This window comes from Paenibacillus sp. RC84 (assembly GCF_041260495.1).
In the GTDB taxonomy this organism is placed as follows: Bacteria; Bacillota; Bacilli; order Paenibacillales; family NBRC-103111; genus Paenibacillus_F.
Genome location: NZ_JBGBYL010000004.1, coordinates 253,867 through 269,502 on the forward strand (window position 1 = coordinate 253,867; position 15,636 = coordinate 269,502).

Consider the following 15,636-nt stretch of genomic DNA (forward strand, 5'->3'; position numbering starts at 1 on the left):
CCCGGAGGGGGAGGGGACGATCATGGCAAAGCCGATTCTGGAAATTGACCGGTTGAGGGTGGAATTTACCAAAGAAAACGAAAGCCTGACGGCACTATCGGAAGTCAGCCTGCATATCAGACCCGGCGAGACGCTCTGTCTGGTCGGGGAATCCGGCAGCGGCAAAACGATTTTGTCCAAAGCGATCCTCCGTCTGGTGGAATTTGAAGGGGGGAGCATCACTCACGGCACCATCCGGCTGGGACAGGAAGACGTAACCCGGCGTCCGCAGAAGCAGATGGGCGGAATCCGGGGCAGGAAGGCCGCGATGGTTTTCCAGGAGCCGATGGCGGCGTTCGATCCGCTTTTTCCGGTCGGAAAGCAAATCGCCGAGGCGTATCTTCGGCATAACCGCAGCTCCTATAAGGAGGCGTGGGAGCACGCAGCCCGTCTGTTCGGCAAAGTCGGCATCCCGGAGCCCGGCCTGCGGATGAAGCAGTACCCGGGCGAGCTGTCCGGGGGAATGCTCCAAAGGGCAATGATCGCAATGGCGCTGTCCTGCGCTCCCGACCTGCTCATTGCCGACGAGCCGACAACGGCGCTGGACGTAACGATCCAGTCGCAAATCTTGACCCTTCTGAAGGAGATCCAGAAGGAATACGGCATGTCGATCCTGTTCGTCACGCATGATCTGGGCGTGGCGGCCGAGATCGCCGACCGGGTTGCCGTCCTGTATGCGGGCGGAATCGTCGAGATCGGTGAGGCGGATGCGTTGCTCCGGACCCCGCTGCATCCTTACACCAAGGGGCTCATCGGCTCCGTCACGGGTTTGGAGACGCCAAGGGGCTCCCGGCTTCCTTCCATTGAAGGAAGCATTCCCTCGCTGGCCGAGCCGCCGTCCGGCTGCCGCTTTCACCCCCGCTGCCCGCATGCCGTCCAGAGGTGCGCGCAGTCCGCACCGCCTCTGGAAGAGATCGCGGGACGCGAGGCGGCGTGCTGGCTTGCCGGAGAACTCCGGCAGAAGGAGGATGCGCAGGCGGCGGAAGCCTCGCCGGACGTTGTCCGGGGGCGGGCGGAGTCCACGCCCGCCGTGATCCGGCCCGCCGCCGTCGTTTCCGCTCCGCCGGAGGAAAACACCGCAGGCGGAATCTCCGGCGATCGGACGCCGCTGTTTTCCGTCCACGGCCTGCGGAAAACATACCGGCTCGGAGGCGGGTTTCTCCGCCGGCCCAAAGGGTCGATCTATGCCGTCGACGATGTCACCTTCACGATCCAGGAAGGAGAGACGTTCGGTTTGGTCGGCGAATCCGGCAGCGGCAAGTCGACTCTCGGCCGGACACTGCTTCATCTGGAGCCGCCTACGGAAGGTGAAGTTCTTTTTGCCGGCAAAGAGATTTCCGCCATGTCTCCCTCGGAGCTGCGGAAGGCGAGAAAACAGATGCAGGTCATTTTCCAGGACCCGTACGGCTCGCTTAATCCGCGCTGGACAGTCGGGCAGTGTATCGGCGAACCTTTGGCTGTCCACGGGACGCACCAGGGGAAAGAGCGCAGGGATAAAGTCTCGGAGCTGCTGGTTTCGGTCGGTCTGCCCCCTTCGGCGGGCGAACGGTATCCCCATGAATTTTCAGGGGGACAGCGTCAAAGGATCGGCATTGCCAGAGCGATGGCTCTGCAGCCCCGGTTTATTCTGGCCGATGAGGCCGTATCGGCTCTGGACGTATCGGTGCAGGCCCAAATTCTGAATCTGCTGCAGGAACTCCGGGAGAGGGAGAATCTCACGTATCTGTTTATCGGGCACGGTCTTCATGCGGTCCGGCATATGTCCGACCGCATCGGCGTGATGTACCTCGGCAAGCTTGTGGAAACGGCTCCGAGCGACGAGCTGTTCCGCCATCCGGCCCATCCTTACACGGCCGCTCTGCTGGCGTCCGTCCCGAGGCGCGACCGCAGCGGCTCACCGGAGAGGATCCGGCTCGCGGGCGAAATTCCCTCCCCGGCCAACCCGCCGTCCGGCTGCCGGTTCCACACGCGCTGTCCGGCGGCAACGGCGCTGTGCCGGGAGGTTCAGCCCGAATGGATAGAGGTAGGCCCGGGACATACGGCGGCCTGCCATTATCCGCTGTAAAACGGTCTGCTGCTGCAGGTTCTAAAGGCGAGGTGACGAAAATGGGAGATATTTTCCGGCTGGCGGAGGAAAGCGACACCGGACAGCTGTTAACGCTTATCGAGGGGGCTTATCGAGCGATCCGGGACCTGAACATCGACTTCAGGGCGACACGGGCGGATTACGAGTTCGTTCGGACAAACATGGAGGAAAACGCGTGCTACGTTTTGGAGCGAGACGGACGGATAAGCGCAACCCTTTCGCTGAAATACATGGAAGAAGTATCCGTGTATCCGTTCTTGTTTATGTTTGCCGTTCACCCGGCGGAGCAGTCTCAAGGTGTGGGCAGCCGCCTGCTCCGTTACGTGGAGGAAGAAATCGTGCGGGATACGCTTTTGTCGCCCGCTTCGACGCTCGCAACCTCACGTAAGCATCCGTGGCTTCTTCCCTTTTACGAGAGGAAAGGCTACCAGCCCTTCTACGAGAGGGATCTCGGAACCGACGACCGACTGGTTTTCATGATCAAAAACCTTCGGAGCGGGTCCGGCACGGACCGTGAAGACCCCGTTCATTCGTCCGGCGAGACGGGAGCAGAGCGGTATTCTTTTCCCGGGGATCTAAAGAAAATTTGAAGTGGAGGAATGTTACGGTGAAAAAAAGACATCGGGTTACTTGGCTGATTGTACTGGCCGCTTTCATGACCGGCTTATCGGCCTGCGGGGCGCCTGCCGCCTCTCCGGCCTCGTCGCCGAATCCAGGGGGAGAGCCCGGCAAAGGAGCGAATACCGGCGAAAAGACCGTGTATATCGGCATTGTGAACGCACCGATTACACTCAGCCAGATTAACGACCAGGGCGATTCCGCCTCGGACAACGTGATCGCGCTCCTCAACGATTCACTGCTGAATCTGAACGAGAAATTTGAATTTACTCCGAAGCTGGCGGAGTCCGTCGAGACGAAAGACAATCAGACTTTCGTTGTGAAGCTGAATCCATCTGCGAAATGGAATGACGGTAAACCTTTTACGACGGCCGATGTCGCTTTTACGCTCCAGACCGCTCTGCACCCGAAAGTCGAGACTTACTTCAAGCTGAATTTTATCGAAGGGCTGAACAATGCGGGGAAGCTGGAGGAAGGGAAAACGGAAATCAGCGGCCTCAAAATTGTGGACGATCGCACATTCGAAGTGCGGACGAAGACGCCGGTCGATCCGCTTCTTTTCAAAGAACGGTTCGGAACGAAAGTATTTTTCCTGCCGAAGCACATCCTGAAAGACGTTCCCCCGGAACAGATCGCGACTCACCCCTACTTTCAGAAACCCGAAGTAACGATCGGGGCTTTCAAATTCGCCAACTTCGTAAAGGGCCAGTATGCCGAGGTGGTCAAAAACCCGAACTATTATTTGCCGCCGGCCAAGCTCGACAAAATCTTTATTAAAGTGCTTCCGGCCGCCAATCTGGTGGCACAGCTGCAAACGGGCGAAATTCATATGAATTCGCTGCCTGTCGGTCTCATTCCGATCACGGAATACGAGAAAGTAAAGGCGCTGCCGAACGTGGAACTTACGACGAGCAATCCTTCGATTCCGCCCGAACTCTTCTTCAACACGGCCAATATCAGCGATTCCCGCGTGCGTCAGGCCTTCGCTTACGCGATCAACCGCAAGCTTATTGTCGATCAGCTTCTGAAAGGCCAGGGCGAAGTGATTGACGGCGGCATTCCGAGCTATCACCCCAATTTCAATAAAGACATCCAGCCATACCCCTACGATCCGGAAAAGGCGAAAAAGTTGCTCCAGGAGGCGAAATGGGACACGAACAAGCCTATCCAATTCCTGGTTCCGGTGGGCAATAAAGTGCGCGAGCAGGCGGCGGATATTCTTGTCCAGAATTTGCAGGCCGTCGGTTTGAAGGTTCAGGTTCAGAAGTATGACTTTGCCACGCTGATCCAGAAGGTGCGCAAAAAAGAGTTTGATCTTACTATTTTCAACCGGGACTTTTATATTGAACCGAGCTCGTATTTCACTTTGTACAAAAGCGACAGCTCGAGCAATTACTACAGCTACAAAAATCCGAAGGTGGATGAGCTGATTACGAAAGGGGAGACGGAATCCGATCCGGCGAAGCGGCGGCAGATCTACAACGAGCTGCAGGCGGTCATCCATGAGGATGTGCCTACGCTCGCGGTTTACTCGGAGAAGCGTCTGCTTGCCGTCTCCAAAGACGTTCTGGTCGGAAAACCCCGCGATATCGGGATGTACAACAATACGAACGAGTGGGATTTGAAAAAATAGAAAGGCGTGAGGGCGATGGGAAAGCGGCACTTGGTGGAGTGGCTGGACGGCCATGAGGAAAAATTCGAAGAGCTTGCGCTGAGGATCTGGGAACAGCCTGAAGTCGCTTATACGGAGGCGTACGCCTCGAAGCTGCAAGCCGCCGTGCTGCGGGAAGCCGGATTCTCGCTCCGCTCCGGTATCGGGGGCGCCGTCACGGCGTTCGTTGCCGAGTTCGGCACCGGAAAACCCGTCATCGGCATCCTCGGGGAATACGACGCGCTGCCCGGCTTGTCACAGAAGGTGAGCGCCGAACGGGAAGCTCTCGTTCCGGGCGGACCCGGACACGGATGCGGACATAACCTGCTCGGCACGGCCGGTGTGGCCGCCGCCGTTGCTTTGAGCCGCCGCATCCGCGAAGAGAAGCTCCCGGGTACGATCCGGTATTATGGCTGCCCGGCCGAAGAGGTTATCTCGGGCAAAACGTTTATGGCCCGGGAAGGCGTGTTCGATGACCTCGATACGGCGCTCACGTGGCATCCCGGCAGCTCCAACATGCCGTGGAACGTGCCGACGTCGGCTCTTACGTCGGTGGAGTTTTCTTTCAAAGGCCGGGCGTCCCATGCGGGAAGCTTCCCGCATTTGGGCCGTAGCGCGCTGGATGCCGTGGAGCTGACGAACGTCGGCGCCAATTATTTGCGGGAGCACGTGGTGGACGGTTCGCGGATTCAGTACACGATCACGAACGGCGGACAGGCCCCGAATATCGTGCCGGAAGACGCGAGTGTCTGGTACTTCCTGCGGGGCTCCAGCCGGGATCACGTCGACGAGCTGCTCCGGCGTTTGCAGAACATCGCCCGCGGAGCCGCTCTGATGACGGAAACCGAGGTGACGTGGGAGATTAAGGCGGGCGCCTACGATCTGAACGTCAACCATACGCTCAACGACCTGCTTTACCGGCAGAAGGATGAGGCGGGCCCGCTTTCGTTCACGGACGAAGATATCCGTCTGGCCTCCGCCCTCGCGGATACGCTGCCCCCGGATCTCCGGGAGTCGGCACTGAGGCGCCGGGAAGAGCTCGGACTTCCCGCCGGGGAACTGCTGCCGGCCGGGTTCGTGAACGTGAAGCCGGCGCCCAAAACTTTCGGCGGAGGCTCGACGGACGTCGGCGACGTCTCGTGGATTACGCCGGTCGGGCAGATTATCACCACGTGCGCGCCGTTTGGCGTGCAGGTGCATACGTGGCAGGCGACGGCGTCTTTCGGCTCGCCGATCGGCCTCAAAGGCATGCACCTTGCGTCCAAGCTCCTGGCGCTTGCGGCCTACGAGTTGCTGACGGACGGCGGGGTGCTGCTGGCCGAGGCCAGGGCGGAGTTCCTGCGTGCCACGAACGGCCGCAGGTATGTGCCTGCCATACCCGGTGACGTTCAAGCGCCGGTGCTAGTCTGAATACTCCGGTGGCTATCGGACGCTTCGCACGGCTATCCCCCATGCGGATAGTTCACCATGAGGCGCCTCATCGCGCATGGCGGGCTCGCGGGGCGGGAACTGCAAATTATATCCGAGGAGAGGTGAATGTATGCTGCCCGTGCTGGAAATCCACCGTCTTCAGACCGTTTTCAAGACGGGACAAGAAGAAGTAACGGCCGTAGATGAAGTCAGTTTTCAGCTTCTGCCCGGCGAAACGGTCGGTATTGTCGGCGAGTCCGGCAGCGGCAAAAGCGTGACGGCCCTTTCGGTCATGAGACTGCTGGGCAGAAGCGGCCGCATCGAGAAAGGGGACATCCTCTTCCAGGGAAGCAACTTGGCGCTATCGTCGGATTCGGAGCTAAGACAGCTCCGGGGACGGGACATGTCGATGATTTTCCAGGAGCCGATGAGTTCGCTTAATCCGGTTTTTACGATCGGAGAACAGCTTCTGGAGGTCATCCGGCGGCATATGGATTTCTCCCGTAAAGAAGCGCGGGCCTATGCCATTGAAATGCTCGGAAAAGTAGGACTTCCCCGCGCCGAAGTCCTGATGAAATCGTACCCTCACGCGTTGTCCGGCGGCATGCGCCAGAGGGTCGTGATTGCGATGGCGCTCGCCTGCAAGCCGAAGCTGCTGATCGCCGACGAGCCGACTACGGCGCTGGATGTGACCATCCAGGCTCAAATTCTGGAGCTGATGAAACAGCTTCGTGAAGAGAGCGGGGCCGCCATCCTGCTGATCACGCACGATCTGGGTGTCGTCGCCGAGATGGCGGACCGGGTCGTAGTGATGTATGCGGGCCAAATTGTGGAGGAGGCGGATGTTTTTACGCTGTTCCGCGAGCCGCTGCATCCGTATACAAAGGGGCTGCTCAACTCCATGCCCAGAATTAGCGGAGACGGCGGACAACTGGAGGCGATCCCGGGGACGGTGCCTTCCCTGAACCGCATGCCGGAAGGCTGCCGGTTTCATGCCCGGTGTGCGTGGGCTTCCGCCGTTTGCACGCAAGAGCAGCCGGAACTGACCGCTCTGGAGGGAGGCCGCCGGGTCCGGTGCTGGGTCTCCCAGGTGGAGGGCAGGCTGCCCGAAAAGCCCGTCCGCAAGGAGGCTGCCTTATGAGCGGCCGGCCTGAAGTTCCTGCGGCGGACGATGTGCCTCTCCTTAAGGTCGAGCATCTTAAAACGTACTATCCCGTCAAAAGCGGTGTTTTCGCGCGTACGACAGGCTACGTCAGGGCGGTGGATGATGTAAGCCTGACGATCCGCAAAGGGGAAACGCTGGGTCTTGTGGGAGAATCCGGCTGCGGCAAATCGACGATCGGCCGTTCTATCGTGCGGCTGGAAAACCCGACTTCCGGGCGGATTCTTTTTCGGGACGAGGATATTACGACCAAGACCCGAAGGCAATTAAAGCCGGTAAGGACGCGGCTGCAAATTATTTTCCAAGATCCGTACTCCTCCCTGAATCCCCGCAAAAGAGTAAGCGAGCTGCTGTCCGAGCCGTTTATCGCCCACAAGCTTGCGGATAAAAAAGACATTCCCGCGCGCGTCGGCCGTCTTCTGGAACTGGTCGGGCTTCCCCGCGGTTCGGGAAACCGGTTCCCGCATGAGTTCTCGGGAGGGCAGCGGCAGAGAATCGGCATCGCCAGAGCGATTTCGTTTGAACCGGAGCTGATCGTGTGCGATGAGCCGGTTTCCGCACTCGACGTGTCGATCCAGGCCCAGATTCTGAATCTGCTCGGCGATCTGCAGAAGGAATTGAAGCTGACCTATTTGTTCATCGCTCACGGGATAGGGGCGGTCAAGTACATCAGCACCCGGATCGCGGTCATGTATCTGGGTAAAATCGTTGAAATCGGAAGCAAAGAGGAGCTGTTCCGGAATCCGAAGCATCCGTACACCCGGATTTTGCTGAATGCTTATCCGCCTCCGGACCCGACAGCCCGCTCGGCGGGCCGGATCTTGATCCGCGGCGATGTGCCGAGTCCGGAACACCCGCCGTCCGGCTGCCGGTTTCATACGCGCTGCCCGTATGTCCGGGACTTGTGCAGAACGGCCGAGCCGCCGCTGGGCGCCGAAGCTCATGCCGCCGCCTGTCATTTTCCGCTGGATGAACCGGCAGATCACTTGTTTTGAAATCAGAGGATAACGAGCCGGCGGCAAGAGAAAGGAGGGAGCCTCGCTATGCTTCCGTATACGATCCGGCGGATTCTGATTGCGGTTCCCGTATTATTCGGCATCACGGTCATTAACTTCTTCCTGATCAACATGGCTCCGGGCAACCCGGTCGACATGTTAATCGATCCGACGATGCCTAAGGAGCTGCTGGACGCGCGCAAAGAACTGCTGGGCCTTAACGATCCTCTGTGGATGCAGTATGCCAAGTGGCTCGGCGGCCTGCTGCACGGAGAATTGGGCTATTCGTTCAGCTCTTACGCCCCCGTAAGCACTTTGATCGCCGAAAGACTGGGGCCTACGCTGGGGCTTGCGGCGGCATCGCTGGCTCTCGGCCTGCTGATCGCCGTTCCCGTCGGCATTATTAGCGCGGTCCGGCAAAATACGAAGTTTGATTATGTCATGACGGGGCTGTCCTTTGTCGGGACCTCGATCCCGCAGTTTTTTTTCGGACTCAGCCTGATTTATATTTTTGCCGTCCAGTTAAGAATTTTGCCGACGGGCGGAATGTACACGCTGGGAGCCGGCGGGGGTGTCTGGGATCTGATCCGTCATATGATTCTTCCGGTCTTTGTGCTTGGCGTTTTTATCGCCGGCAAGAAGGTCCGGTACGTGAGGGCGAGTATGCTTGACGTGCTGAAGCAGGATTATTTGCGGACCGCCCGGGCCAAAGGGCTGCATCCTTTTATCGTCACGAACAAGCATGCGCTCCGGAACGCGCTGATCCCGATGATTACCGTCATCGCGATGGAAATTCCTCTTCTGCTCGGAGGAAGCATTCTGATCGAGCAAATTTTCCAGTGGCCGGGGATCGGCCAGTTGACCATTCAATCGATACTTTCCAGGGATTATCCCACTCTCATGGGGCTGAATCTGGCGGCGGCTTGTATCGTTCTGGCAACGAATTTGTTGACCGATCTTCTGTACTCCGCAGCGGATCCGCGCATTCGTTACAATGGATAGGAGGTGGAAGTTGTGGCGCTGACCGAATGGAAACTGGGCGAAACGAATTTCCGCAGCGGCACGGCAGAGACGGAAGCCGAGTCCGATTCGCCGCGGCCGTGGCGGCAGGCTTTACGGAAGTTCAGACGGCATAAGCTGGCCGCAGCCGGATCTGTCGTGACTCTGCTGCTGATTGCCGCGGCTCTGCTTGCTCCGGTTATCGTCCCGTATGATCCGAAGGAAGTGACGGGCGTTTTCTCGGCCGCTCCTTCCGCGGAGCACTGGCTGGGTACGGATCAGGTCGGCCGCGATGTATTCAGCCGATTGGTTTATGCGACCCGCGTTTCACTGATCGTCGGTTTCGCTTCGGTATTTCTGTATGTGACATTCGGGACGCTGGTCGGTCTGATTTCGGGTTATTTCGGAGGCTGGCTGGATATGGCGATCATGCGGATAACGGACATGTTCATGGCGTTTCCGTTTCTTATGGTCATCCTGGTTGTCGTGGCCGTACTGGGCTCGGACATGCGTACGATCATTCTGGTTCTGGCTTTGTTTTCGTGGCCGGGCGTCGCACGTCTGGTCAGGGGAAGCGTCCTGACGATCAAGCAGCTCGATTATGTCAGAGCGGGCACAGCCCTGGGCTACGGCACACCCCGTATGCTGTTCCGGCATATCCTTCCGAACGCGGCCGGCCCCGTTATCGTCCAAGCTACGTTCGGCGTTGCTTCCGCCATTATGAGCGAGGCGGGACTCAGCTTCCTGGGCATGGGCGTTCAGCCGCCGACCGCCAGCTGGGGCAATATGCTCACGGACGCCCAGTCCCTGACCGTGCTGACGGAACAGCCCTGGCTCTGGATTCCGCCGGGTGCGATGATTCTGCTCCTCGTTCTGAGCATAAACTTTGTCGGGGACGGACTGCGCGATGCCCTGGATTCACAGCCGTAATCGAGCGTATCCGCACGAGCCTCTTTTCTCGCTTCCGGCGGGATGAGAGGCTTTTGGAGGGTGTGCGCTGCCGCCCGCTTCCCGGAGTTTCGGAGAAAAGGGTTTTTTGCGTTTCTTTTTGCGGATATGCGTGTTTGCCGATTTATTGGCTTTTAAAGGAGATTTCGGTAAACTGAGTGTACAAGAAGAAGCAAAATTGTTGCGGAGCAGGTGCACGGATGACGGGAATTCACATTCTTATTGCAGACGACGAGAAAGAAATCAGGGAGCTGCTGAAGACGTATCTGGAAAGAGAAACATACATGGCGGACACGGCTCATAACGGGGAAGAAGCGCTCCGGCTTGCGGAGGAACGCGATTACAGTTTAATCGTGCTGGATCTGATGATGCCGAAAGTAGACGGGATCGAGGTGTGCAGAAGACTTCGCCAGACGTCGAACGTGCCGATCCTGATGCTGACGGCCAAAGACCAGGAAGTGGATAAATTAGTCGGACTGAGCATCGGAGCCGACGATTACATCACCAAGCCGTTCAGTATTCACGAAGTGATCGCGAGGATCAAGGCGCATTTGCGGAGATACAAAGTGCTGGGCAGCGAAAACAGCGAGAATAGTCCGGCAGCGGAAACGGCTCTGACCTCCGGATACTTGAAGCTGGACCCGAAGACATTCACGCTGACCAAAGACGGAGAAGAGATCGCGTTAACGGCTAAAGAATTTGAGCTGCTGAAATTTTTTATGACGAACCCCGAACAAGTTTTCACCAAAACCCAGATTTTCCGCCAAGTCTGGAACAGCGATTATCTTGAAGACGATAATACCGTCATGGTCCATATCCGCAAGCTGCGGAAAAAAATCGAGGAAGATCCGTCCGATCCGAAAAGAATCGTAACGGTCTGGGGGATCGGCTACAAATTCGCGGGTGAGAGACTATGAAAAGAGATCCCGTTAAGCTGCTGGGCATGATCCATTTGATTTTACTGGCGGCCCTGGCCGGGCTTACGGCAGTCGGCACCCCGAGCGCTTTGACGAGCGGGGTGCTGTTTGCCGCGCTTTTTGCGTCCGCAGCGGGACTGCTCATGTCCAGATTCCGATATACCGCCAGACTCCGGGACATCAACCGTCAGCTGGCAAGGGCGCTTGAAGGCAACGTGAACACCCGGATTTTGGCGAACGACGATCCGGCTCTGAACGAAGTCATTTTCTCGGTCAATGAATTGATCGGACAACTGGACAAGCTCCATGTTGATACCATAAAAACCGAAACGGGCCGCAAAAGGTTCCTCTCGAATATTTCGCACGATATCCGCACTCCGCTGACGTCCATCATCGGCTACATCGACGCTTTGAGAGACGGCGTGGCGGGAAGCGAGGAACAGAAGCGGCAGTATCTGGATGTGCTGGCCCGTAAATCCGGGGCCTTGAAGAAGCTTATCGACGAAGTGTTTCTGCTGGCCAAACTGGACGCGGACGAGATCCGGCTTCAACCCGTCAGGCTTGATCTGGCCGAAACCGTACGCGAAGCCGTCATCGAGTTCCTGCCGGTACTGCATCAAGCGGGGCTGGAGCTGGTTCTGCGGCTCCCCGAGGAAGCTTGTCCCGTTGTCGCGGACCGGGTCAGCCTTCTGCGGATGCTGAATAATCTGATTCAAAACGCCGTCAAGCACGGAGCGGAAGGGAATAAGCTGGGCCTGGAGTTGTCCTCGGCGCAGGGGAAGTACTGCCTGACGGTATGGGACAACGGAGCGGGTATTCCCGCAGAGGAGCTCGGCCTCGTCTTTGAACGGATGTACAGGACGGATGCGTCGAGAAGCCGGGCCGGCGGCGGGAGCGGTCTGGGGCTGGCGATTGCGAAAGCCCTCGCCGAGAAGCATGGAGGAACGCTGGGAGCGGACAGCGAGCCGGGCGTACGGACCGCTTTTTACCTGACTCTGCCGGAAACGGGCAAGGGTCTTCAGCCTGCGGACGACATTTTAAGAAACAATTAAGAACTTGTTAAGAGGCATTTAAAATCGGCTGCTTATCCTGAATAGAGACAGAGAAAAGAACCATACGGAGCAGGAGGGAACCATGAGCGCCATTATCAGAACAACGGGTTTGACCAAAACTTACGGAGACCAGAAAGCGGTGGACCGCTTGGAGCTGACCGTGGGGCAGGGACAGATTTACGGCTTCCTGGGGCGCAACGGAGCGGGGAAAACGACCACCATCCGGATGCTGCTGGGGCTGATTAAGCCCACGGAAGGACAGATCGAACTATTCGGTGAAAATTTGTTCAAACACAACCGAAATCTTTTAAGAAGGATCGGTTCAATCGTCGAACATTCGGGCTTTTATGAAAATTTGACCGGAGCCGAAAATCTCCTGATCAACGCGAGGCTGATGGGGGTCCACAAGAAGACGGCGATCCAGGATGCGCTTGAAATCGTCAGCCTCCACCAGGAGCCGAAAAAGCTCGTCGGACAGTATTCGATGGGGATGAAGCAGCGTCTCGGCATCGCGAGAGCCGTCCTGCATCATCCCGAGCTTCTTATCCTGGACGAGCCGACGAACGGTCTCGATCCCATCGGGATCAAGGAAATCCGAAGGCTGATCAAATCGCTCGCCGAGGAAAGGAAAATGACGATCCTCATTTCCAGCCACATTTTGCCCGAAATCGAACAGTTGGCCGATCAGATCGGGATTGTTCACCAGGGTCGTCTTTTGGAGGAAATTTCCTTCGAAGAACTGCGTAAACGCAACCGCAAACATCTGGAGTTTCAAGTGTCGGACGATAACAAGGCGGCCATGCTGCTGGAAAAAGAGCTGGACATTCACGATTACGAAGTCCGGGGTGAAGGCAAAATCCGCGTCTATTCTCATATCGGCCGTCAAGCCGGTCTGAACCGGTTGTTCGTGGAGAACGGCATCGACGTTTCCCGCCTTACGATCAGTGAAGACAGGCTGGAGGATTATTTCATCAAGCTGATAGGAGGCGGAACGATTGGTTAATCTGCTGTATACCGAACTGCTGAAATTAAAACGCGCGAAAATGTTCCTGGTCAGCGTCATTGGAGCCGCCGCCGCGCCCGTCCTTATGTTTATCGGATTCCTTAACATGAAAAGCGAAAAACCGGAGACTTCCGTCACGTATGAAATCTCCTTCTACAACACGAATATGTATGTGCTGCTGCTCAGCGGAACGCTGCTGTACGGCGTCATAACGGCTTACCTGTTCAACCGGGAATACGTGGAGGACACGCTCAAAAACCTGCTGACCATTCCCGTTTCGCGCACGAGCCTGCTTGTCAGCAAACTGCTTATGCTGCTGATCTGGATCGTCGCGCTGACGCTGATATCCTGGGGATTTACGTTCGTATTCGGGCTGATCGGCGGATTCGACGGGCTCACGATCCACGTCATTCTGTACTCGCTGGGCCGGTATCTGATCGGAGCGGTCCTGCTCTTTCTGCTGTCGACCCCTTCGATTTTCGTCACGTTCTGGTTCAAAAACTATGTGCCGACCATTATTTTCACGGCCATTGCCACTATGGCGAACGTAGCTCTTGTAGATAAGAAGTACAGCGCTCTGTTTCCATGGTCGGCGGTTCACGTCGTCGCCAACAAAGCGTATGTGCCCGAATATCCGGTTCTGTACTCTGTCCTTGTCATTCTGGCTGCGTCTATCGCGGGGTTGGCGGCAACGATTATTTACTTTAACAAATCGGATATTCAATAAAAGGAGCATGCGGCTATGAATCTATGGGAAGCTTTTGCGGCGTTTATACTCGGACTGGTCGAAGGGCTTACGGAGTTCGCTCCGGTTTCTTCCACCGGCCATATGATTATCGTGGATGATGCCTGGTTTCAGACCAAAAATTTGTTTACTCCGCAGGCGGCCAACACGTTCAAGGTCGTCATTCAGCTCGGCTCTATACTGGCCGTAGTCGTTCTGATGCGGGACCGCTTTATGAACCTGCTCGGCTTGAAAAAACTGCCGGGGCAGGACGAGGGAGGTCCGCGGCTCAACCTTCTTCAAGTCATCGTAGGACTTATTCCTTTCGGCGTTCTGGGCGTTCTCTTCGAAGATTATATCGACGAGTATCTGTTCTCCACACGCACGGTCGTCATCGGGCTTGTACTCGGAGCCGTCCTGATGCTGGTTGCGGAATGGCGGCGGCCGTCCGTCCCCAAGACCGATACGGTGGACCGGATGACGTATAAACAAGCGCTGGGCATGGGCTTGTTCCAGTGCCTTGCCATGTGGCCGGGCTTCTCCCGTTCGGGTTCCACAATATCCGGGGGAGTGCTTCTGGGGCTGAGCCACAGGGCGGCGGCCGATTTTACGTTTATTATGGCCGTTCCGATCATGGCCGGCGCAAGCTTTTTGAAGCTGCTCAAAAGCTGGGACTCGATTCCGGCGGAGGCCATCCCTTTCTTCGCCGTCGGCTTTGTAAGCGCCTTTGTGTTCGGCCTGATTTCCATCCGTTTCTTCCTGAAGCTGATCAACCGGATCAAGCTCGTTCCGTTCGCGATTTACCGGCTCGTGCTGGCGGCAGTCATTTACATGGTGCTGCTTTAGACGAAGCGAAATTTTGGTTGTTTTTTGTTTAAACCGGGTGATATGATCAAGGTAGATTAGGAACAAACCTCCAATTATATATATACAAGAAGGAAGGAAAGTTCAAAATGCCCTTAATTGATCTGCCATTGGAAAAGCTGAAAGAGTACCAGGGAAGAAATCCGCGTCCGTCGGACTTTGACGAGTACTGGGAGCGCGCGCTGGCCGAACTGGATTCCGTAAATCCCCAGGTGGAACTGGTTCCGTCGGACTTTAAGGTCCCTTACGCCGAGTGCTTCGACCTGTATTTTACCGGTGTAAAAGGGGCACGGATTCACGCGAAATACGTGAAACCGAAATCGGACGGCAAACCGCATCCGGCGGTTCTTCAGTTTCACGGCTATACCGGCCATGCCGGAGACTGGCTGGAGCGGCTTCCGTACGCCGCGCTCGGCTATTCGGTAGCGGCGCTGGACGTACGCGGTCAGGGCGGGAAGTCGCAGGATATCGGCGGGATTGGGGGCAATACGCATCACGGTCACATTATCCGCGGACTGGATGAGCACCCCGACGAGCTGCTGTTCCGCCATGTTTTCCTGGATACGGTCCGTCTGGCGCGAATCGTGATGGATTTCGAGGAAGTGGACGGCAGCCGCGTCGCCACGATGGGCGGATCGCAGGGCGGCGCGCTGGCGCTCGCTTGCGCGGCACTGGAGCCGCGCATCCGCAAGGTCGCGGCCAACTTCCCGTTTCTGAGCGACTACAAACGCGTCTGGGAAATGGATCTGGCCAAGGACGCTTACGCGGAGCTGCGTACGTACTTCCGTTTTTTCGATCCCCAGCACAAGCGGGAAGACGAAGTGTTCTACAAACTGGGCTATATCGACATTCAGCACCTGGCTTCCCGGATTACGGCGGATATTTTGTTCGGCATCGGCCTGATGGATACCGTATGCCCGCCGTCCACGCAGTATGCGGTGCTTAATAAATTGAAGGCGCCGGTACAGCTGGAGATCTACCCCGATTTTGCTCACGAGGGACTTCCGGGTATGGGCGATAAACAATTTATGTTTTTGCAGCAGTTATAAAAGGACCGCGAAGGCCGGGGGATTTTTCCCTTGGCCTTTGTCGTGTTTCCGGCCTATAATCTGTAGTAAGTCAGACATCGTCGCGGATACATGAGGATGTTTGCAGGAAGTCGGGTATC

Annotated in this window: 14 protein-coding genes; all 14 read left to right on the forward strand. The window is 57.1% G+C overall.

Annotated elements, in window-relative coordinates:
* Window positions 1–22 precede the first annotated feature (22 nt).
* Window positions 23–2,104, forward strand: a complete 2,082-nt coding sequence (locus ABH899_RS11400) for a dipeptide ABC transporter ATP-binding protein (RefSeq protein ID WP_369996207.1) — start codon at window positions 23–25, stop codon at window positions 2,102–2,104.
* The gene (locus tag ABH899_RS11405; RefSeq protein WP_369996208.1) at window positions 2,053–2,715 is read left to right on the forward strand and encodes a GNAT family N-acetyltransferase; all 663 of its coding nucleotides are present in this window, start codon (window positions 2,053–2,055) and stop codon (window positions 2,713–2,715) included. Before ABH899_RS11400 ends, ABH899_RS11405 begins: the two co-directional genes overlap by 52 nt.
* A 17-nt stretch (window positions 2,716–2,732) precedes the next feature.
* A complete protein-coding gene (locus tag ABH899_RS11410) occupies window positions 2,733–4,376 on the forward strand; it encodes an ABC transporter substrate-binding protein (RefSeq protein WP_369996210.1) in 1,644 nt (547 codons plus the stop codon).
* 15 nt (window positions 4,377–4,391) lie between these two features.
* Window positions 4,392–5,804 carry an amidohydrolase gene (locus ABH899_RS11415; protein WP_369996211.1) on the forward strand — a complete coding sequence of 471 codons (1,413 nt, stop codon included), beginning with the start codon at window positions 4,392–4,394 and terminating at the stop codon, window positions 5,802–5,804.
* Between the two features lie 130 nt (window positions 5,805–5,934).
* Window positions 5,935–6,945, forward strand: a complete 1,011-nt coding sequence (locus tag ABH899_RS11420; protein ID WP_218230222.1) for an ABC transporter ATP-binding protein — start codon at window positions 5,935–5,937, stop codon at window positions 6,943–6,945.
* The gene (locus tag ABH899_RS11425; RefSeq protein WP_369996213.1) at window positions 6,942–7,961 is read left to right on the forward strand and encodes an ABC transporter ATP-binding protein; all 1,020 of its coding nucleotides are present in this window, start codon (window positions 6,942–6,944) and stop codon (window positions 7,959–7,961) included. Before ABH899_RS11420 ends, ABH899_RS11425 begins: the two co-directional genes overlap by 4 nt.
* Before the next feature lie 48 nt (window positions 7,962–8,009).
* Window positions 8,010–8,963, forward strand: coding sequence for an ABC transporter permease (locus tag ABH899_RS11430; RefSeq protein WP_369996214.1), 954 nt, complete (start codon window positions 8,010–8,012; stop codon window positions 8,961–8,963).
* Between the two features lie 12 nt (window positions 8,964–8,975).
* Window positions 8,976–9,890 carry an oligopeptide ABC transporter permease gene (gene opp4C / locus ABH899_RS11435; protein WP_369996216.1) on the forward strand — a complete coding sequence of 305 codons (915 nt, stop codon included), beginning with the start codon at window positions 8,976–8,978 and terminating at the stop codon, window positions 9,888–9,890.
* A gap of 218 nt (window positions 9,891–10,108) precedes the next feature.
* Window positions 10,109–10,825 carry a response regulator transcription factor gene (locus ABH899_RS11440; RefSeq protein WP_369996218.1) on the forward strand — a complete coding sequence of 239 codons (717 nt, stop codon included), beginning with the start codon at window positions 10,109–10,111 and terminating at the stop codon, window positions 10,823–10,825.
* Complete coding sequence (locus tag ABH899_RS11445) at window positions 10,822–11,877, forward strand: sensor histidine kinase (RefSeq protein WP_369996219.1); 1,056 nt, start codon at window positions 10,822–10,824, stop codon at window positions 11,875–11,877. Before ABH899_RS11440 ends, ABH899_RS11445 begins: the two co-directional genes overlap by 4 nt.
* Window positions 11,878–11,959: 82 nt before the next feature.
* Window positions 11,960–12,880 (forward strand): ABC transporter ATP-binding protein, encoded by a 921-nt coding sequence (locus tag ABH899_RS11450; protein WP_369996220.1) that lies wholly within the window; start codon window positions 11,960–11,962, stop codon window positions 12,878–12,880.
* A complete protein-coding gene (locus ABH899_RS11455; protein ID WP_369996222.1) occupies window positions 12,873–13,607 on the forward strand; it encodes an ABC transporter permease in 735 nt (244 codons plus the stop codon). The genes ABH899_RS11450 and ABH899_RS11455 overlap by 8 nt, the downstream gene beginning before the upstream one ends.
* A gap of 15 nt (window positions 13,608–13,622) precedes the next feature.
* A complete protein-coding gene (locus ABH899_RS11460; RefSeq protein WP_369996223.1) occupies window positions 13,623–14,450 on the forward strand; it encodes an undecaprenyl-diphosphate phosphatase in 828 nt (275 codons plus the stop codon).
* 107 nt (window positions 14,451–14,557) lie between these two features.
* Window positions 14,558–15,517 (forward strand): alpha/beta fold hydrolase, encoded by a 960-nt coding sequence (locus ABH899_RS11465; RefSeq protein WP_369996224.1) that lies wholly within the window; start codon window positions 14,558–14,560, stop codon window positions 15,515–15,517.
* Window positions 15,518–15,636 lie beyond the last annotated feature (119 nt).

What these genes read in the sequence shown, in the direction of transcription:
- ABH899_RS11415 (WP_369996211.1), top strand. Translation starts at nt 4,392, where the DNA reads ATGGGAAAGCGGCACTTGGTGGAGTGGCTGGACGGCCATGAGGAAAAA.
- ABH899_RS11440 (WP_369996218.1), top strand. Translation starts at nt 10,109, where the DNA reads ATGACGGGAATTCACATTCTTATTGCAGACGACGAGAAAGAAATCAGG.
- ABH899_RS11460 (WP_369996223.1), top strand. Translation starts at nt 13,623, where the DNA reads ATGAATCTATGGGAAGCTTTTGCGGCGTTTATACTCGGACTGGTCGAA.
- ABH899_RS11450 (WP_369996220.1), top strand. Translation starts at nt 11,960, where the DNA reads ATGAGCGCCATTATCAGAACAACGGGTTTGACCAAAACTTACGGAGAC.
- ABH899_RS11425 (WP_369996213.1), top strand. Translation starts at nt 6,942, where the DNA reads ATGAGCGGCCGGCCTGAAGTTCCTGCGGCGGACGATGTGCCTCTCCTT.
- ABH899_RS11465 (WP_369996224.1), top strand. Translation starts at nt 14,558, where the DNA reads ATGCCCTTAATTGATCTGCCATTGGAAAAGCTGAAAGAGTACCAGGGA.
- ABH899_RS11420 (WP_218230222.1), top strand. Translation starts at nt 5,935, where the DNA reads ATGCTGCCCGTGCTGGAAATCCACCGTCTTCAGACCGTTTTCAAGACG.
- ABH899_RS11400 (WP_369996207.1), top strand. Translation starts at nt 23, where the DNA reads ATGGCAAAGCCGATTCTGGAAATTGACCGGTTGAGGGTGGAATTTACC.
- ABH899_RS11445 (WP_369996219.1), top strand. Translation starts at nt 10,822, where the DNA reads ATGAAAAGAGATCCCGTTAAGCTGCTGGGCATGATCCATTTGATTTTA.
- ABH899_RS11430 (WP_369996214.1), top strand. Translation starts at nt 8,010, where the DNA reads ATGCTTCCGTATACGATCCGGCGGATTCTGATTGCGGTTCCCGTATTA.
- ABH899_RS11405 (WP_369996208.1), top strand. Translation starts at nt 2,053, where the DNA reads ATGGATAGAGGTAGGCCCGGGACATACGGCGGCCTGCCATTATCCGCT.